The organism is Cobetia sp. 5-11-6-3 (assembly GCF_013374055.1).
In the GTDB taxonomy this organism is placed as follows: domain Bacteria; phylum Pseudomonadota; class Gammaproteobacteria; order Pseudomonadales; family Halomonadaceae; genus Cobetia; species Cobetia marina.
Genome location: NZ_BLWJ01000005.1, coordinates 324,086 through 343,060 on the forward strand (window position 1 = coordinate 324,086; position 18,975 = coordinate 343,060).

An 18,975-nucleotide genomic window follows, 5' to 3' on the forward strand; every position below is an offset into this window, starting at 1 on the left:
GCTCAGGAGGGTCGTACATGTCAGAAATGACAGTCAAAGAATTCGCCAAGAAGGTGGGCCGCGAGTCAGCCCGCCTACTGGAACAGATGCACGAAGCTGGTTTGAAGCACAAGTCAGAGAACGACGCCGTGTCCGAGGTCGACAAGCAGAAGCTGCTTGACCACCTCACCAAGAGCCACGGCGGTGGTGCTGCCCCGGCAGCGCCGAAGAACCGCATTACCCTGACCCGTAAGACCAAGTCACGCATCAACACTGGCGGCGGTCGCGGCAAGTCCATCGAGGTGCAGGTCCGCAAGAAGCGTACCTACGTCAAGGATGGTGAAGAGCAGGCTGCAGATGCGCCGGCGACTGAGGCACAGGCTGCCAAGGCGCCTGCCGCCGAGAAGCCGGCTGCTGCCCCGCAGCGTGATGAGCGTCGTGGCAACGACAACCGTCGCGAAGAGCGTCCGCGTCAGAGTGCTCCGGCCGCTGCCGCTGCACCGGTCGCGGATGCTGCGCCGGAAGTCAATGCGCCGCCGAAGGAGCCGCGTGGTGATGCACCGCGTCGCGCCAAGGCTGCGCCGCGTGATGAATCACGTGATCGCCGTGAGGCCCGTGAAGATCGCAGCGAGCGCAAGCGTGGCGGGGCCAAGAAGGTCAAGCGCGCAGAGCGTCGCGGCGGTCGTCGTGGTGGTCGCGATACCAATCGCCAGCCGCCGAAGCCGGTCCAGACCTTCGTGCGTGAAGTCTCCATCCCCGAGTCCATCTCGGTGGCAGACCTCGCCGACAAGATGGCCGTCAAGGCGTCTGAAGTGATCAAGGCCATGTTCAACATGGGCGCTGCGGTCACCATCAACCAGACGATCGATCAGGAAACCGCGACCATCGTGGTCGAGGAAATGGGTCACACGCCCAAGCTGATCAAGGATGACGCGCTCGAGACAGCCGTTCTCGAGGGTATCTCCTACGAGGGTGAGCAGATCACTCGCGCGCCGGTCGTCACTGTCATGGGTCACGTTGACCACGGCAAGACCTCGCTGCTGGATTACATCCGCCGTACCAAGGTGGCCACAGGTGAAGCGGGTGGTATCACCCAGCACATCGGTGCCTACCACGTCGAGCACGACAACGGCGATGTGACCTTCCTGGATACTCCGGGCCACGCGGCGTTCACCGCCATGCGTGCTCGTGGTGCCAAGGCGACTGACGTGGTCATCCTGGTGGTGGCTGCCGATGACGGCGTGATGCCGCAGACCATCGAGGCTGTCGAGCACTCCAAGGCCGCGGGTGTCCCGCTGGTCGTGGCAGTGAACAAGATCGACAAGGAAGGCGCTGATCCGGACCGCGTGAAGAATGAGCTGTCCCAGCACGGCGTCATCTCCGAGGAATGGGGTGGTGATACCCAGTTCGTCCACGTTTCCGCCAAGACTGGCGAAAACATCGACGCGCTGCTGGAAGCCGTCCTGCTGGTCTCCGAAGTGCTCGAGCTTCAGGCCGTGCCGTCCGCGCCGGGTAAAGGCGTCGTGGTCGAGTCGCGTCTCGACAAGGGCCGTGGCCCGGTCGCGACCGTGCTGGTCCAGAACGGTACCCTGAAGAAGGGCGACATCGTCCTCGCTGGCCTGCACTACGGCCGCGTGCGTGCGCTGATCAACGAAGTCGGCAAGCAGGTCGATTCCGCGGGTCCGGCCATGCCGGTCGAGATCCAGGGCCTGGGTGGCACGCCGGAAGCCGGTGAAGAGTTCACCGTGGTCCCGGACGAGAAGAAGGCGCGTGAAGTCGCCAACTTCCGCCAGGGCAAGTACCGCGAGGTGCGTCTGGCGCGTCAGCAGAAGGCCAAGCTGGAGAACATGTTCTCCCAGATGGGTCAGGAAGAAGTCGCCAAGGTCAACGTCGTCCTCAAGGCCGACGTGCAGGGGTCTCTGGAAGCCATCCGTGGCGCTCTGGAAGAGCTCTCCACCGACGAAGTCAAGGTGGCCGTGGTCTCTTCCGGCGTCGGCGGCATCACCGGCACCGATGCCAACCTGGCACTCGCTTCCGAAGCGATCCTGGTCGGCTTCAACGTCCGTGCTGACGCTTCCGCCCGTGAGATCGTCGAGCGTGAAGGCCTGGATCTGCGCTACTACAGCGTCATCTACCAGCTGATCGACGAGGTCAAGCTGGCCATGAGCGGCATGCTGGCACCGGAATTCCGCGAGCAGATCGTGGGTGTGGCCGAAGTGCGCGATGTCTTCAAGGCACCGAAGATCGGCGCCATCGCCGGTTGCATGGTCGTCGAAGGCACCATGTACCGCTCCAAGCGCATCCGCGTGCTGCGTGACAACGTGGTCATCTACGAAGGCGAGCTGGAATCCCTGCGTCGCTTCAAGGATGACGTCAACGAAGTCCGCAACGGCATGGAATGTGGTATCGGCGTCAAGAACTACAACGACGTGCAGGTGGGCGACAAGATCGAGGTGTTCGACCAGATTCAGGTCGAGCGTAGCCTCTGATAGCGCCCCTGCGAGGAGAGATCACGGATGCGTGAATACAGCCGTACTGACCGCGTGGCGGACCAGATCCAGCAGGAGCTCGCGCTGTTGATTCAGCGCGAGGTCAAGGACCCGCGCCTTGGCATGCTGACGGTCAGCGCCGCCAAGGTCAGCCGCGACCTGTCCTACTCCGATGTCTACGTGACCCTGCTGGGTGACGACAGTCCGGAACGCATCAAGGAAAATCTTGCCGTGCTCAAGCGCGCGGCAGGTTTCCTGCGCTCCCAGCTGGCGCGCACCATTCAGCTGCGTCACGTGCCGGAACTGCGCTTTCATTACGATGAGAGCGTCGTTCGTGGCCATCACCTGTCTTCACTGATCAATACGGCGGTCGCTGATGACCGCAAGCGCAGTGCAGAACGTGGTGATGATGACAGCGAAGACGGTGCCCCGGGCACCACGCCGGACGCCTGATGGGCCGTCGTCGTCGCGGCCTGCCGATTGACGGCGTACTGTTGCTGGACAAGCCCAAGGGCATGTCCAGCAACTACGCGCTTCAGAAGGCACGCCGCCTCTACCAGGCACAGAAGGCAGGGCATACCGGCACGCTCGATCCGATGGCAACCGGCTTGCTGCCGGTCTGCTTCGGTGAGGCCACCAAGTTCTCCTCGCACCTGCTCGAGGCGGACAAGGTCTATCGGGCACGGATCAAGTTTGGCCAGGTCACCGACACCGGTGATGCGGAAGGCGAGATACTGCGTGAGCGGGAGATTCCCGAGCTTGCGGAGTCCGAGCTGGAAGCGGTGCTGGACCGGTTCCGTGGCGAGATAGATCAGGTGCCGCCGATGTACTCCGCGCTCAAGCACCAGGGACGTCCGCTCTATGAGCTGGCGCGCCAGGGAATTGAAATCGAGCGTGCAGTCCGTCGCGTTACCATCTACAATATGGCGCTTCTTGCACGGCACTCCGATGGTATCGAGATCGAAGTGGCGGTCAGCAAGGGCACCTACATACGCAGTCTGGCCGAGGATATCGGCGAGGCGCTGGGCTGTGGAGCCCACCTCACGGCACTGCGTCGTCTCAAGACAGGCCCGTTCACGGGTGATGCCATGCTGGTTTTCGAGCGCCTCGAGGCGCTGGCAGATCAGCAGGCACGTGAAGGCGTTCTGTTGCCTGTCGACATCCTGCTCGATCATCTTCCACGTCTCGACATCACTGCCGAGATGGCTCGGAAGATATTGCGTGGTCAACAGGCTGAAACGACGACAGGGTCGCTGGAAGTGGACTCCCTGGCTCGTGTGTATCAGGACCAGCAGTTGCTCGGGCTGGTCCGGATTGCGGCGGAGGGCATCATCGCTCCTCGCCGACTGCTCAGCTCCGCTGTCGAGGCGGCGGCTGGGTGAGCTGATTGCGGCCTGGCCGCAAGCCGCATGAAGACTGCAAATATGCGTGGTCTTCGACATTTCTTATCTACCAAGCATATTGCTTACTGGAGAGACAGATGGCACTTACCGCTGAGAAGAAGGCTGAGATCGTTAGCGAATTCGGCCGTGGCGAGAACGACACCGGTTCCCCGGAAGTTCAGGTTGCACTGCTGAGCGCCAACATTGATGGCCTGCAGGGCCACTTCAAGGCCAACAAGCAGGATCACCACTCCCGTCGTGGTCTGATCCGCATGGTCAACCAGCGCCGCAAGCTGCTTGACTACCTCAAGCGCAAGGATTTCGAGCGTTACACCGCTCTGATCCAGCGTCTGGGTCTGCGTCGCTAATCAGCGATGTTGCCGCCATGCATTCCGGTGCATGGCGGGCCCCCGGTGGGCACAGGAAAACCGACACTGCCTGCGGGCGGTGTCGGTTTTTTTGTGCCTGATACCGTGGGGAGAAGCGGGCGGGCAATCGCCTCCCGATCCGGCTGCAGCCCGCATGCTGCGTGAGACTCACTCGCTTTTCATTGTCTGCGCCGCGCATTACCATGAGCGCCGGACATCGACGACATCAGACTAAAGGACATGCGCCGTGAACCCGGTTACGCACAGCTTCCAGTACGGTAATGACACCATCACGCTCGAGACCGGTCGCATCGCGCGTCAGGCCACCGGCAGCGTGATGGTGACCATGGGCAATACCTCGGTGTTGTGCACGGTAGTGGCCAGCAAGTCCGCCAAGCCTGGACAGTCCTTCTTCCCGTTGTCGGTGCATTATCAGGAGCGCTCCTACGCGGTCGGCCGCATCCCCGGCAGTTTCTTCAAGCGTGAAGGGCGCCCGACGGAAAAGGAAACGCTGACCTCGCGGCTGATTGATCGCCCGATCCGTCCGCTGTTCCCGAAAGGCTTCATGAATGAGGTGCAGGTGGTCTGCACGGTGATGTCGGCAGAGCGCAATGTCGATCCGGATATCGCGGCGCTCATCGGTACCTCGGCGGCGCTCAGCATCTCGGGTGTGCCCTTTGCCGGCCCCGTGGGAGCGGCGCGTGTCGGCTTCAGTGAGCAACGGGGCTACTTCCTGAATCCCGGCTACAGCGAGCTTGCCCACTCCGAGCTGGACATGGTGGTGGCAGGTACCGAGCAGGCAGTGCTGATGGTCGAGTCCCAGGCGAAGGAACTCCTGGAAGACGAGATGCTGGGCGCGGTGCTCTACGGCCATCATGAGATGCAGAAGGTGATCACGGCGATCGAGATGTTTGCCGCCAAGGTCAATCGTCCCCAGTGGTCCTGGGTCGCCCAGACGCACGATAGCGTGTTGATGGAGGCGCTGGAGCGTGAGGTGGGCGAGGAGATCGGTGAAGCCTACCGTCTGCATGACAAGATGGAGCGTCAGGATGCGCTGGCATCACTCAAGGCTCGGGCGATTCAGGCGCTGGAGACGCAAGGGGATGCACGCTTCGAGGCGAGTGCGGTGGCCAGTGCCTTCGCTGCACTGGAGAAGCGCATCGTCCGTCAGCGCGTGATTGCCGGTGAGCCGCGCATCGATGGTCGTGATGCACGCACCGTGCGTCCGCTGGACATTGCCGTTGGCGTCCTGCCCAAGGCCCACGGCTCTGCGCTGTTCACGCGCGGCGAGACACAGGCCATGGTGACGGCAACGTTGGGCACCACGCGTGACGCCCAGCTGGTGGAGGGGCTGTCAGGTGAGAAGCATGATCGCTTCATGCTGCACTACAACTTCCCGCCTTACTGTGTCGGCGAGACGGGCTTCATCGGTTCTCCCAAACGTCGCGAGATCGGTCATGGGCGTCTGGCGCGACGTGGGATCGAGTCGATGTTGCCTACCGTCGAGGACTTCCCCTACGCGATCCGTGTCGTCTCCGAGATCACCGAGTCCAATGGTTCAAGCTCCATGGCGTCCGTGTGTGGGGCGTCGCTGGCATTGATGGATGCCGGGGTACCGCTCAAGGCGCCGGTGGCGGGGATTGCCATGGGGCTGGTCAAGGATGCCGACGGCGTGGCCGTACTGACCGATATTCTCGGGGATGAAGATCACCTGGGGGATATGGACTTCAAGGTCGCGGGGACGGCAGAGGGCGTCACGGCATTGCAGATGGACATCAAGATCGAGGGGATCGATGAGGCCATCATGGAGCAGGCGCTGGAGCAGGCCCTTGAGGCGCGCCTGACCATTCTCGAGCAGATGAACGCTGTCTTGAAGGGTAGCCGCGAAGAGGTGTCCGACAACGCCCCGGCGATGCTGTCGCTGAAGATCGCGCCGAACAAGGTCCGTGACGTGATCGGCAAGGGTGGCTCGACCATTCGCAAGATCTGTGAAGAGACCGGTGCCAATGTCGATCTCGACGATGACGGCAGCGTGCGTATCTATGCCGAGCACAAGGCCCAGGCCCAGGCGGCCGCTCACTATGTCGAGGGCATCATCGCCGAGGCGGAGATCGGCAAGCTGTACGCCGGCAAGGTCGCTCGCATCGCCGATTTCGGGGCCTTCATCACCTTCATGCCGGGCACCGATGGCCTGCTGCATATCTCCCAGATCGTCGAGGAGCGCGTCAATGACGTGCGCGATTATCTCAATGAAGGCGATGAGGTCGTGGTCAAGGTGCTCGACATCGACAACCGCAATCGCGTCAAGCTGTCGCTGAAGGAGATTAGCGAGGAAGAGAAGGCGGCTTTCGTGGCACGTCAGGCAGCCGAGAAGCTTGCTGAGGCGGCAGACGGCCAGTAAGGCCACCATCCCCTCAGCCCAATGAAAAGCCCCCGCCAGCAGGACTGGCGGGGGCTTTCTTGTCTCCTGGTGCCCGTGATCGCGGGGGCAGCGGGAGATCATCCGTGAGCGATCAGCTGCGCTCGATGGCCAGTGCGACACCCTGGCCGCCGCCGATGCACAGGGTCGCCAGACCCTTCTTGGCATCGCGGGCGATCATCTCGTGTACCAGCGTGACCAGTACACGGCAGCCGGATGCCCCGATCGGGTGGCCCAGCGCGATGGCACCGCCATTGACGTTGACCTTGTCGACATCCCAGCCCAGCTCCTTGTTGACGGAGAGCGCCTGGGCGGCGAAGGCTTCGTTGGCTTCGACGAGATCGAGATCTTCCAGGCTCCAGCCGGCCTTCTTGAGGCACAGGCGGGTGGCGGGAGCCGGTCCGATGCCCATGATCTTCGGGTCGACACCGGCGTTGGAGTACGCCTTGATGGTCGCCAGCGGCGTCAGGCCAAGTTCGCGGGCCTTGTCGGCGGAACACAGCATGACCACGGCGGCACCATCATTGAGCGCCGAGGCGTTGCCTGCGGTGACGGTACCATCCTTCTTGAAGGCTGGACGCATGCCGGCGAGTTTCTCGGCAGTGGTGCCGGCACGCGGGTTCTCGTCGGTGTCGAAGACGATTGGGTCGCCCTTGCGCTGCGGAATCTCGACCGGAACGATCTGGCTCTTGAAGCGGCCCGCCTCGATGGCCTCGCAGGCCTTCTGCTGGGATGCGGCAGCGAAGGCATCCTGCGCTTCGCGGGTGATCTCGTACTTCTCTGCCAGGTTCTCGGCGGTGATGCCCATGTGGATATCATTGAAGGCATCCCAAAGTCCGTCGTGGACCATGGTGTCGATCGCCTTCCAGTCGCCCATGCGCTTGCCATTGCGGGAGTTGGGCAGCACATGAGGAGACAGTGACATGTTCTCCTGACCGCCGGCCAGAATCAGCTGGGCATCGCCACAGCGGATGGCCTGGGTGGCCAGATGCAGTGCCTTCAGGCCAGAGCCACAGACCTTGTTGATGGTCATCGCCGGCACGCCTTCCGGCAAGCCTGCCTTGATGACGGTCTGACGAGCCGGATTCTGGCCGCAGCCTGCCGTCAGCACCTGGCCGAGCAGAACTTCGTCGACCTGATCACCGCTCACCCCTGTGCTGGCGAGGATATCCTTGATGACATGTGCCCCGAGGTCAGCGGCGGAAATGCCGGCGAGGCTGCCACCGAAGGCACCTACGGCGGTACGACGAGCTGCTACGATCACCACATCTTGCATCTGAACGCTCCTGTTCTCTCGCGAGACTGTCTGAGTCAAAGACGCTGCGCCCTGCACTGTCGAATCGGGTAGAGGGCTTGCAGCCTTGCTGATGCGAGATTCCAGCATAAGGCAGTGTTGTGCAATGCGGCAATCGTCAAAGCGTCGTGGGTCTGTCAGCCATTTGCCATACGTGCTCCGGGTGCGCCCCTTTGCGTGGCCATCAACGACGACGCCAGCTCCGCTTTCGCGGGGCTGGCGTCGTCGTTGCGTGTTTCATTACCGTGGGAGGACGGCGATCAGGCCATCTGCACCGGAATGGCGTTGGCCGTGTGGCTGACCTCATTGCCTTCCATCAGATAGACCATGGAGGGCTTGTGGGCCTCCAGCTCGCTCTCGGCATAGTTGGCGAAGGCGCAGATGATCACGCGGTCACCGACGTCGGCCTGGTGGGCCGCGGCACCATTCACCGAGATGATCTTCGAACCTTCTTCACCGCGGATGGCATAGGTGGTGAAACGCTTGCCATTGTCCACGTTGTAGATCTGGATCTGTTCGTACTCACGGATGCCTGCCATGTCGAGCAGGTCACCATCGATGGCGCAGGAGCCTTCGTAATTGAGAACGGCATGGGTCACGCGGGCCATGTGCAGCTTGGCCTTGAGCATGATGGCTTGCATCGGGATATCTCCGGTTGAGCGCCGCCGGGCGCAGGAGGCCTTGATGACCGGAACGCGGGACGCGGTCGTGAAGGCAGGGCGGCGCAGTCTATTCAGGCATCAGGCCACCGGCAAGGCGACCTTCAGGTTATCGAGCAGACGGGTACGTCCCAGGTGTGCCGCGACCAGAATCACGGCATCACGGGTGTCGTCCTGCACCGGGCCCAGGTCTTCGGCGCGGCGCAGTTCGAGATAATCCGGCTTGAAGCCGCACTCGCTGATGGCGGCCAGCGCGACGCGCAGGGCCTCGGCAGGCGCGGTGCCACTTTCGAGGCTGTCCTTGAGCGCATTCAGGCATTGCGCAAGGCGAGGGGCGATGGCGCGTTCTTCGGCGCTCAGGTAGCCGTTGCGCGAGGAGAGTGCCAGACCATCCTCGGCACGCACGATGGGCACGCCGAGGATCTCGATCCCGAAGTGCAGATCACGATTGAGCTTGCGGATCACCGCCAGCTGCTGGAAATCCTTCTCGCCGAAACAGGCGACATCGGGACGCACCAGATGGAACAGGATGCTGACGACGGTGGCCACGCCATCGAAGTGCCCCGGTCGGTTGCCACCGCACAGGCCTTCGGAGACCCCCGGGACCTGCACGTTGCACAGTCCGGTGCGCCCTTCGGGGTACAGCTCCGCTGTCGACGGGGCGAACAGCAGATCACAGCCCTCTGCGGTCAATGCGTTCTGGTCATCGACAAGCGTGCGCGGGTAGCTGTCGAGGTCTTCGCCCGGCCCGAACTGCAGCGGGTTGACGAAGATGCTGGCGACGACGAAGTCCGCCTGTCGGCGTGCCGCGCGCACTAGGGACAGATGGCCTGCATGCAGATTGCCCATGGTGGGCACCAGCGCGATGCGCAGGCCCTTGCGGCGCACCTCGGCCAGGCGCTCGCGCAGGGCGCTGATGTGAGTGAGGGTCTCCATCAGAAGGTGTGCTCCGCTGCCGGGAAGCTGCGTTCCTTGACGGCCCGATGATAGGCAGCGAAGGCGTCCTGCACGCTGCTGGCCTCAGCCATGAAGTTCTTGACGAAGCGCGGCTTGCGGCCCGGTGTCAGGTCGAGCATGTCATGCATGACCAGAATCTGGCCGTCCACCTCGACGCCTGCGCCGATACCGATCACCGGCACCTCGACCGCATCACGAATGCGTGCGGCGAGCTCGGCAGGCACGCACTCGAGCAGAATGATCGCGGCACCGGCGGCTTCAAGCGTGCGGGCGTCGGCGATCATCTGCGTGGCGCGCGCTTCCTCGCGGCCCTGCACCTTGTAGCCTCCGAAGGCATGGACATGCTGCGGCGTCAGGCCCATGTGCACGCAGACCGGCACGCCACGCTGGACGAGGGCCGTGACGGCCTCGGCGAGCCAGGCTTCGCCTTCCACCTTCACCATCTCGGCACCGGCACGCATCAGACGTGCGGCATGGTCGAGAAGTATCTCGGTGCTGGCATTGCTCATGAAGGGAAGATCAGCCATGACCAGGCTGCCCTGCTTGCCACGCGCGACGGCCGCGGTGTGGTAGCAGATGTCATCGATGGTGACAGGCAGGGTGCTGGTGTGGCCTTGCAGGACCATGCCGAGGGAATCGCCGACCAGCAGTACTTCAATGCCGGCTTCTCCAGCGAGGTGGGCGCAGGTCGCGTCGTAGGCAGTGAGGCAACTGAACGTCTCACCGTCGGCCTTGAGGCGGCGCAGGGTGCTCAGGGTGACGTTTTTCATCAGGAAGCGTACTCGTTGCGGCGCGTGTGCCTTGTCGTGTCCGTGGCGTCGGACGGACGACGTGGCCAGGATCGTCGCAGGCGGGGAGCCATGTGCGCGACCTGACAGGACGAGCCGGTGTTACCAGAAAGTGTTACCGAGCCACGATCAGTGGGCGCATCGGTAACAATGTGGCGAAACTCTACTCCCGAGGCCCGAGGGGGAGCAAGTCATCTCCTTCAACCCGCTGTGCCAGCGTCTCCAGGTCATCTTCGCTCAGGGAGGAAACGCGCACGGGGCCCAGCAGGTCCGCCAGTGGACGCAGCACGAAACCTCGTTTGAGCATCTCGGGGTGCGGCACTGACAGGCGCGGGGTAGCGATGGAGCGATCATCGAACAGTAGAAGGTCCAGATCCAGGGTGCGAGGCCCCCAGTGGCGCAATCGTACGCGACGGTGCTGCTGTTCGAGTGCCTGCAGTTGATCCAGCAGCGCCAGGGGGGAGAGGCGTGTGGTGAGCTCGGCGACGGCATTGACGAAGTCAGGTTGATCCTGAGGCCCGACCGGCTTGCTGGCATACAGGCGCGAGTGGCGCGTGCAGCGGGTCAGCGGCAGGCGGTCCAGCGCCTCAAGTGCGCGCTCGAGTTGAGCGCGCGGATCGTCAAGATTGGCACCGAGGCCGATCAAGGCTGTCGAAGTCATGCGAGGTTCCTGCGTCGGCACGCCAGTGCTCAGCCTTGTCCACGACCATTGCGACGGCGCTTGCCGCGACGTTTGGTGCCCGCCGGCTTGCTGCCTGCCGGCCCCTCATCGGACACGCCTTCGATCATGGCGACCTGAGCACGGGAATCGACTTCCTGGAAGTCGGTCCACCACTTGCCCAGTCCCGGCTTCACTTCGCCGGCGAATTCCCGCAGCAGCAGGAAGTCATAGGCGGCGCGGAAGCGTGGATGCTCGCGGGTCTGGAAGGCGCGCTTGCCACGGCGACGCGGCAGCTTGGCCTGCATGTCCCAGATCTCGCGCATCGGGATGCTGAAGCGCTTCGGAATCGAGGTGTGGTTGAGCTGACGGGCGATCGCCTGCTGAGCCGCCTGGTGGGCTGCCGGGATGTCCGGCATGCCACTGGCGACCAGCTGGTCGGTGCGTGCCTTGACGCCAGGCCACAACAGCGCAGCGTAGAGGAAGGCCGGCGTGACCGGTTTGTCGTCACGGATACGATCATCCGTGCTCGCCAGCGCCTTCTCGATCAGCGGCATGGACCAGTGATAGTGCGCGAAGCTCTCTTCCGTTTCCGGGAACAGCATCTGGAACAGGCCGAACTCACGCAACAGGTGGAACGTTTCCAGAGCGTAGCCGGACATGAACAGCTTCAGCACTTCCTCGAACATGCGTGCCGGCGGAATCTGCAGCAGCAGCGGTGCCAGCTCGTACATCGGTTCGGCGGTGGCTTCCTCGATGTCGAAGTCCAGCTTGCCGGCGAAGCGGACCGCCCGCAGCATGCGGACCGGATCTTCGCGATAGCGCGTTTCCGGGTCACCGATCAGGCGGATCATGCGCGCTTCGATGTCACGCACGCCATGCGCCCAGTCGTGGATCGTGAAGTCGGACACGTCGTAGTAGAGGGCGTTGATCGTGAAGTCGCGGCGCAGCGCGTCCTCCTCGATGGAGCCCCAGACGTTGTCGCGCAGCAGCATGCCATCTTCCGACTGCTGGGTATGCTGGCTCGGCGTGCTGTCGGCAGGCTTGCCACGGAAGGTGGTGACCTCGATCACCTCACGGCCGAAGCGTACATGCACGATGCGGAAGCGTCGGCCAATGATGCGTGCGTTGCGGAACAGCTCGCGGACCTGTTCCGGCGTGGCGTTGGTCGCCACGTCGAAGTCCTTCGGGCGCTCGCCGAGCAGGGCATCACGGATGCAGCCACCGACCAGATAGGCCTGATAGCCGCCGCTCTGCAGGCGATAGAGCACCTTCAGTGCGTTTTCGCTGAGCTGGCGGCGGGACACGGGATGCTCATCCCGCGGTATCACACGCAGGCTGGGCAGGGTGGCCTCGGGCGCGTCAGTTGCATTGAAAAGCGTCTTCAAGCGGTCACCGGGGCGTTGGAGAAAGCGGGTAAATCCTTTGAACATGCAGCGATTCGACTCGTGCGTAGCAGGCCGCCCAGTGTAGCGGAGGGCAGATACCTTGGCAAAGCGCCGGTCTGCCACTGATGGGCCGAGACTGCACTTCAAGGTGCCTGATGAGGGAAGAAATGCCTCTCGGGCAAGGAAAAAGGGAGACCGATTTCTCGGTCTCCCTTTCAGGTAGAGTACACGCATCCTTGAGCAGATGTTCTTTTTCGTGAAGGCGCATCGCCTTGAATACGCACCACAGTCGCCAATCACGCAGACAGATGAAGCTATTGTTGTTATCTGACCGTCTGTTCAGTGACCATCTCGTATTCAAAACAATCTTCCATTCACCGACGGCTGAATAGCCTCCCCCCGCGAGTTGTTGTTGGGTCGGGGGTGATCCGGGGCCGAGTATCTTGTTGTTGTTGGCACTCGAGGCCGGATTCGTCGCGTCCTGGTCAGTAGATTCCGGACTGCCGATATCTTGTTGTTGTTGGTTCGGCGGATGATGACGTGCGGCCGCTTGTTCTTGTTGTGGCTCCAGCATCCGGCCATGAATCTCGGCCGTGCTTGCCTGTCATCATCAATGTCACTCGCTCGACGAATCTTGTTGTTGTTGGTGTCGAGGGTTTTCGAAGCCTTGCGCAATCTTGTTGTTGTTGGACGCGCTTCGTATTTCCGGTTGTTCTTTTTCTTGACCGTGTTATTGCATCGGATGTGCCACAGCTTAAAAAAAACACGTAATTCAGTCATTTAGACATAGGTCGCTGAGACGTGAGGCGTAGGTGAGGCTGAGGTGTTACCTGACGTGGCCATTACCGCGCTGGATGGGGGCACTGTTTGGGGTCGATGGTAACAATTGGTGCGAAGGTCTAACGGAGTGACTCGCAAGCTAATGATTGGGAAGTGTTTTCCGGCATGGATTCGGCACTAAAGTCTAGCGAGACCGGCTGGCTGCCTGCCGAGTCCTGAAGGGTTTGAGTGTTGATGTCTCGAAGACGGCCAGGTGAGTCGTGGGGGCGAGCACCCGCTTGGTGCAATGCGGATGGGGAGCCCGCGGGTCGGCTGGTGATCGTCAGCCTGCCCATGCGCCTGCTTGAGGGAGACATGTGCTGATGATGCCTCAGGACGTCGCGCTGCCACGGCGTGCCTTCTTGCGCGGGATACCCAGCCGCTGACGGCGCTCCCACAGATTCTTGCGGCTGATGCCGAGTCGACGGGCTAGCTCCGTTTCGCTCATGTGGTCCTGATGTTCGAGAACGAAATGCTGGAAGTAGTCCTCGAGGGACAGGTCTTCCTCTTCCGGTGTCGGGGTGGCGAGTGGAGGCGCGGGTCGAGGGGGGGCGGTCTCCCGTGCCGGAGAGGCACCTTCAGCCTGCGGACGCGGTGCTGAAGTGACGGGAGGCGGCTGGTGGGCGAGGGGCTCCTGTGGACGGCCGTCAGCAGTATCGCTTCGCAGGACATGCTCGGCGCGCAGGCCCAGGTCTTCCGGGGCGATGATCCGACGGTCTGCCAGGATCACGCCGCGCTCCAGGGCATTCTCGAGCTCGCGCACATTGCCGGGCCAGCCGTACTGATGGATTTCCTGGCGCGCACGCTGTGACAGCCGCATCCCCTCCCGGGCATGCCGGCGCGCGATGCCCTTCAGCAGGTGTTCGGCCAGTTCCAGCACGTCATCTCCCCGCTCACGCAGCGCAGGCAGGTCAATCTCCATGACGTTGAGGCGATAATAGAGATCCAGGCGGAACTCGCCGGTCGCGGAGAGGCGGTGCAGGTCGCGGTGAGTGGCCGCGATCAGGCGGACATCCACATGGCGCGTCTCGATGGCGCCGACGCGACGTATCTCACCCTCCTGAAGGACACGCAGCAGGCGAGCCTGAGCATCCAGCGGCAGTTCCCCGATCTCATCCAGGAACAGGGTGCCGCCATCCGCGGCTTCGATCAGGCCGGTGCGTGAATTCGTCGCGCCGGTGAAGGCGCCCTTTTCATGCCCGAACAGCTCGGATTCGATCAGGGTTTCCGGAATGGCGGCACAGTTGACGCAGATCAGCGGTGCCTGATGCCGTCCGCTCTGGCGATGAATCGCACGTGCGACCAGCTCCTTGCCGGTACCGGATTCGCCAAGTACCAGTACGGTGACATCCGCGGGGGCCACCTTGCGGATGCGGGTATAGACCTGCTGCATCGCACGGCAGTGGCCGATCATCTCGACCTGCGAGCCGGTGGCTCCGGAATGAGAGGAGGGGCGCGATGAGGGGGACGGCGCATCGTCATTGCGCGGCAAGGCCAGCGCCTCACGTACGCTGCGCGCGAAGGCCTCCTGATCGAAGGGTCTGGGCAGATAATCCGCGGCGCCGGCTTTCAGGCAGGCGATGGCGCCATGCAGGCTGGGGGGATCCGCCAGCAGGATCACCGGGGCAGGGTGGCTGGCCTCGAGAACGGGCTTGGCATGTTCTCCGGCGAGCGCGACATCGCAGATGACCAGTGCAAACTCGCCGGGTTTCTGACGACAGGCGTCTTCAAGTCCATTGGCATGCACCACGCCGTGCCCGTCGCGCTCCAGCAGATGCTGAAGGGCAGTGCGTGTGGCACCTTCCTTTTCGATGATCAGAATCCGGGCCATGGAATGCTATCGCTCGCCTGATGGAGTGCGTGAAGAAACGAGATGGCGCTGATGCCTTGGCTATCTCGTACAAAGTCTCCCCTGTTCCCCGTGGGCTGGCAATCCGACAATCGTGGCTGGCCTGGTCGTCATGGAAATGGCGTGGCCATGCGCAGTGACTGGGCCGCGCCAACGTTCGCGAGCGACCAGCGTGGCGTGGCGTGCGCCAGTTGTTCCGCGGGGCTGGCAGTGGCCAGCTCGGCTGGCGGTGCCTGCCCGAGCAGCGTCAGCGTGTGATGCAGCAGTTGGCGAATGGCGACTTCATCGACCGGCAGGGCCGGGGCCAGGTTCTGCTTGGAGAGCTTCTGCCCATTGTCGGCGGTGATCAGTGGCAGGTGCGTCAGGCGCGGTGTGGGGAGACCAAGGGACGCCTGCAGGAGGCGTTGCCAGGGCGTGTTGTCGAGCAGGTCCAGGCCGCGTACGACGTCGGTGATTCCCTGTTCGGCATCATCCACCACCACGGCCAGCTGATAGGCCCACAGGCCATCGCGACGCTTGAGCACCACGTCGCCGAGTGCCGCCAGTTCCTGCTGGATCGGGCCTTGCAGGCGATCGTGCCAGCCGGCGATGGCGCCGGCTCCACCGAAGCGCTCTGCCGCTCGCACGTCCAGACGCCAGGCGTGCTCGCCAGCGGGTGGCTCATCGCGATCGCGACACCAGCCCGGATAGACCGCGAAGTCCCGCCACTGCTTGCGGGAGCAATCACAGGGATAGGCGATACCCGTGGCCTTGAGCTTCGCGAGCGCCTCGTCGTAGGCGGCATGGCGATCACTCTGATAGCGCACCGCGCCGTCCCAGTGCAGTCCGAAGGCCTCCAGCTGACGCAGGATGGTGTCGGCGCTGCCTACGGGGCAGCGTGGCGGGTCGATGTCCTCGATGCGCACCAGCCATTGGCCAGCGTGATGCCGGGCATCCAGGTAGCTGGCCACGGCCGCCAGCAGCGAACCGGCGTGCAGTGGGCCAGAGGGGGTCGGGGCAAAACGGCCACGGTAGGCGGTGGGCATCGGCAGGGCTCCGGCGTCCGTGATTGGGGAATGTCTGGCTGTGCGGACCCCAACGCATACGGGCACCGCTCCAAGGAGGGTGCCCGTATGGGGGATGAGGTCGACGGCGGGCCGTCGGTTCACCGACAGCGGGGCTTAGCGGCCCAGCTGCTTTTCCTTCAGCTCGGCCAGTGTCTTGCAGTCGACACACTGGGTCGCGGTCGGGCGTGCTTCCAGTCGGCGGATACCGATCTCGACGCCACAGGCTTCGCAGAAGCCGTAATCGTCCTCATCGATGTTCTCGATGGTCTCGTTGATCTTCTTCAACAGCTTGCGCTCGCGGTCACGCGTTCTCAGTTCGAGACTGAAGCCCTCTTCCTGAGTGGCACGGTCTGCAGGGTCCGCGTAGTTGTTGGCATCTTCCTGCAGGTGACGCACGGTGCGATCAACCTCTTCCATCAGCTCCTGTTTCCAGTCCAGCAGGATTTGACGGAAGTGCGCTAGCTGCTTCTCGTTCATGTACTCTTCACCCGCTGCCGGCTCGTACGGGGTGAATTTCTTAAGCGCTTCCGGCTTGGTTTCAGCTACTGGCATGGGACCGCCTCATTCCGCAAGGTGACTTGGGCCGTCGACAGTCTGTTGCACTGCCTCCTTGGCCACGGCGAGGGGGCTGTCCTGACTGCTGCCCTCGCGAGAAGATCAGCTTATTTAGCGTAAAAATGACAAGTTTGCAACCGAACTCCGACGATAGTTTGTGCCGGCTCATGAACAGGCCTGTTCACGCAAACATGCATTTTCCTGTGAAAAGGGGGTGGGAATGGGCCTTGGCAGGTGCCTAGAATGAAGCTTCCGTCACGAGGAGTGCCATCATGCAGTTTGCCCGCCGTCTTGAATCCGTTGCCGCCTTTCGCGTGATGACGCTGCTGGAAGCCGCCCAGGCGCGAGAGGCTGCCGGGCATGATGTCATCCATCTGGAAGTGGGCGAACCCGACTTCCCGACCCCTGCGCCGGTGATCGCGGCCGGTCAGGCGGCATTGGCCGCCGGCCAGACTCGCTACACGCCCGCCTGTGGCCTGCCCGCGCTGCGCGACGCCATCGCGGCAGACTACCAGCGCCGTCACGGTGTCACGGTCTCGCCCTCGCGCATCATCGTCACACCCGGCGCCTCTGGCGCTCTGCTGCTGGCCACCCTGCTGTGTGCCGAGCGCGGTGACAGCGTGCTGATGGCGGATCCGACCTACCCGTGCAATCGCCATTTCATGGGGCTGGTCGATGCCCAGCTCGACGTGGTGCCTGTCAGCGCCGAGAGCGGCTGGCAGCTGACCGCGGAGCTTGCCGATGAGGTCTGGCGCGAGAACACCCGTGCGGTGATGGTGGCATCTCCTTCCAATCCCACCGGGCACGTGTTGTCGCCACAGGAGCTGCAGGCGCTGGGGGAGCTGTGCAGAGCCCGAGACGCTCACCTGCTGGTCGATGAGATCTATCAGGGCCTGACCTATGGCGTGCCTGCACATACGGCGTTGGCGGAATGTCCGGATGCCTTCGTGATCAACAGCTTCTCGAAATATTTCGGCATGACCGGCTGGCGACTGGGCTGGCTGGTGGCGCCGGAAGCGGCGGTCGAGCCGTTGTCGCGCCTGGCCCAGAATGTCTTCCTGGCTGCCTCCACCCCCGCGCAGCATGCGGCGCTGGCGGCCTTCACGCCGGAGTGCGAGGCCGAGCTCGAACGCCGTCGCCAGGTGCTGGAGGCGCGGCGCGGCGTGCTGCTGGCCGGACTCGAACGTCTCGGGCTGGCACCGTCGGTTCCACCGCAGGGCGCCTTCTACGTCTGGCTGGATATCTCGCACTTGAGTCATGACAGCGAGGCCTTCTGCCGTGCCTTGCTGGAGGAAGAGAACGTTGCCATCACGCCGGGGACCGATTTCGCGCTGGCAGATGGACGTCGCCATGTGCGGATCGCCTTCACGGCCGATGAGGCGCGTCTGCGCGAAGCCCTGACGAGACTTGAGCGCTTCCTGGAGCGGCGTGCTGCCCCGGCGGGAGCATCTGCCTGATGCAGTTGACAGGGTTGTATCGTGGTCGGCTGATCCGGCGCTACAAGCGCTTCTTCGCTGAAGTGGAGCTGCTCGAGGGGGAACGGGCAGGCGAGGTGGTGACGGCGCATTGTCCGAATACCGGCTCGATGCGTGCCGTGTGCGTGGAAGGCTGTGAGGTATGGCTGTCACCATCCAACAATCCGAAGCGCAAGCTTGCCTGGACCTGGGAGCTGATTCGCCTGCCCCTGGACCCTCCCGGGGCTGGCGGTCGGCGTGAGGCCTTGGTGGCGGTGCATACCGGACGTGCCAATGCGCATGTCGAGGCGGTCCTGCGGGAGGGTGACTCGTCAGAGTGCCCGCCTGCACTGCATGCTGCGCTGCGTGAGAGAGGGCTGACGAATCTGGCGCGAATCGAGCGGGAGGCGCGGGTCGAGGTCATGCCAGCAGGCAGTGAGGTCGCGGAGCGCTCGCGGCTCGATTTCCAGCTATGGCCGCGCGATGAGCAGGCCGCCTCGATCTATGTCGAGGTCAAGCAGCTCACCCTGCGTGAGCCGGATGGGCATGGGTATTTTCCGGACTCGGTCAGTACGCGCGCGCGCCGTCACCTTGCCAGTCTTGCCGCGCTGGTCGCGGCCGGTCATCGCTGTGTGCTGGTGTTCTGCGTCGCGCACGATGCCATCGAGGATGTCGCGCCGGCGGCTCACCTGGACCCGGCCTATGCCGAGGCCTTCGCCGCGGCCCAGGCCGCCGGTGTCGAGGTGCTGGCGCTGAGGATGCAGGTCGCACTGGCGCCCTGTCACGATGACGCGAGGCAGCCGCTCTGGCAGGCGTCGTTGACCCTCAAGGAGGTGCTGCCGCTGCACGAGGCGCGCTTCTGCGGGTAACG

16 protein-coding genes are annotated in these 18,975 nt (G+C 63.4%); 7 read left to right on the forward strand and 9 right to left on the reverse strand.

What is annotated here, in order from left to right:
* Nucleotides 1–17 precede the first annotated feature (17 nt).
* The 5 genes from infB (at nt 18) to pnp (ending at nt 6,619) form a co-directional block, all read left to right on the forward strand.
* Nucleotides 18–2,468, forward strand: coding sequence for a translation initiation factor IF-2 (gene infB / locus HXS66_RS11195; RefSeq protein WP_077379481.1), 2,451 nt, complete (start codon nt 18–20; stop codon nt 2,466–2,468).
* A 27-nt stretch (nt 2,469–2,495) separates the two neighbouring features.
* The gene (gene rbfA / locus HXS66_RS11200; protein WP_065392581.1) at nt 2,496–2,921 is read left to right on the forward strand and encodes a 30S ribosome-binding factor RbfA; all 426 of its coding nucleotides are present in this window, start codon (nt 2,496–2,498) and stop codon (nt 2,919–2,921) included.
* On the forward strand, nt 2,921–3,850 hold the full coding sequence (gene truB / locus HXS66_RS11205; RefSeq protein ID WP_176503560.1) for a tRNA pseudouridine(55) synthase TruB: 930 nt from the start codon (nt 2,921–2,923) through the stop codon (nt 3,848–3,850). Before rbfA ends, truB begins: the two co-directional genes overlap by 1 nt.
* A gap of 98 nt (nt 3,851–3,948) precedes the next feature.
* Complete coding sequence (rpsO, locus tag HXS66_RS11210; protein WP_065392421.1) at nt 3,949–4,218, forward strand: 30S ribosomal protein S15; 270 nt, start codon at nt 3,949–3,951, stop codon at nt 4,216–4,218.
* A 247-nt stretch (nt 4,219–4,465) separates the two neighbouring features.
* A complete protein-coding gene (gene pnp / locus HXS66_RS11215) occupies nt 4,466–6,619 on the forward strand; it encodes a polyribonucleotide nucleotidyltransferase (RefSeq protein WP_176503561.1) in 2,154 nt (717 codons plus the stop codon).
* A gap of 112 nt (nt 6,620–6,731) precedes the next feature.
* Here the strand turns inward: pnp and HXS66_RS11220 are convergent, their stop codons facing one another.
* The 9 genes from HXS66_RS11220 to dksA form a co-directional block, all read right to left on the reverse strand.
* Nucleotides 6,732–7,913 carry an acetyl-CoA C-acetyltransferase gene (locus tag HXS66_RS11220; RefSeq protein ID WP_084209482.1) on the reverse strand — a complete coding sequence of 394 codons (1,182 nt, stop codon included), beginning with the start codon at nt 7,911–7,913 and terminating at the stop codon, nt 6,732–6,734.
* Between the two features lie 278 nt (nt 7,914–8,191).
* Nucleotides 8,192–8,572: an aspartate 1-decarboxylase gene (gene panD / locus HXS66_RS11225; RefSeq protein WP_077379473.1), complete on the reverse strand. Its 381-nt coding sequence runs from the start codon at nt 8,570–8,572 to the stop codon at nt 8,192–8,194.
* A gap of 99 nt (nt 8,573–8,671) precedes the next feature.
* Nucleotides 8,672–9,526 (reverse strand): pantoate--beta-alanine ligase, encoded by an 855-nt coding sequence (gene panC / locus HXS66_RS11230; protein ID WP_176503562.1) that lies wholly within the window; start codon nt 9,524–9,526, stop codon nt 8,672–8,674.
* Nucleotides 9,526–10,317, reverse strand: a complete 792-nt coding sequence (panB, locus tag HXS66_RS11235) for a 3-methyl-2-oxobutanoate hydroxymethyltransferase (protein ID WP_176503563.1) — start codon at nt 10,315–10,317, stop codon at nt 9,526–9,528. Before panB ends, panC begins: the two co-directional genes overlap by 1 nt.
* A gap of 181 nt (nt 10,318–10,498) precedes the next feature.
* The gene (gene folK, locus HXS66_RS11240; protein WP_176503564.1) at nt 10,499–10,996 is read right to left on the reverse strand and encodes a 2-amino-4-hydroxy-6-hydroxymethyldihydropteridine diphosphokinase; all 498 of its coding nucleotides are present in this window, start codon (nt 10,994–10,996) and stop codon (nt 10,499–10,501) included.
* Nucleotides 10,997–11,025: 29 nt separating this feature from the next.
* Entirely contained in the window at nt 11,026–12,426 is a 1,401-nt protein-coding gene (gene pcnB, locus HXS66_RS11245; protein ID WP_077379465.1) for a polynucleotide adenylyltransferase PcnB, read from the reverse strand.
* A gap of 1,105 nt (nt 12,427–13,531) precedes the next feature.
* Entirely contained in the window at nt 13,532–15,031 is a 1,500-nt protein-coding gene (locus HXS66_RS11250) for a sigma-54 dependent transcriptional regulator (RefSeq protein ID WP_176503565.1), read from the reverse strand.
* Nucleotides 15,032–15,159: 128 nt separating this feature from the next.
* Nucleotides 15,160–16,074: a tRNA glutamyl-Q(34) synthetase GluQRS gene (gene gluQRS, locus HXS66_RS11255; RefSeq protein ID WP_176503566.1), complete on the reverse strand. Its 915-nt coding sequence runs from the start codon at nt 16,072–16,074 to the stop codon at nt 15,160–15,162.
* Nucleotides 16,075–16,209: 135 nt separating this feature from the next.
* Entirely contained in the window at nt 16,210–16,647 is a 438-nt protein-coding gene (gene dksA / locus HXS66_RS11260) for an RNA polymerase-binding protein DksA (protein WP_077379460.1), read from the reverse strand.
* Between the two features lie 275 nt (nt 16,648–16,922).
* On the opposite strand from dksA, the gene HXS66_RS11265 reads away from it, so the two are divergent.
* Both HXS66_RS11265 and HXS66_RS11270 read left to right on the forward strand, forming a co-directional pair.
* Complete coding sequence (locus HXS66_RS11265; protein WP_084209477.1) at nt 16,923–18,107, forward strand: aminotransferase class I/II-fold pyridoxal phosphate-dependent enzyme; 1,185 nt, start codon at nt 16,923–16,925, stop codon at nt 18,105–18,107.
* The gene (locus HXS66_RS11270; protein ID WP_176503567.1) at nt 18,107–18,973 is read left to right on the forward strand and encodes a DNA/RNA nuclease SfsA; all 867 of its coding nucleotides are present in this window, start codon (nt 18,107–18,109) and stop codon (nt 18,971–18,973) included. The genes HXS66_RS11265 and HXS66_RS11270 overlap by 1 nt, the downstream gene beginning before the upstream one ends.
* The last annotated feature ends 2 nt before the right edge of the window (nt 18,974–18,975 follow it).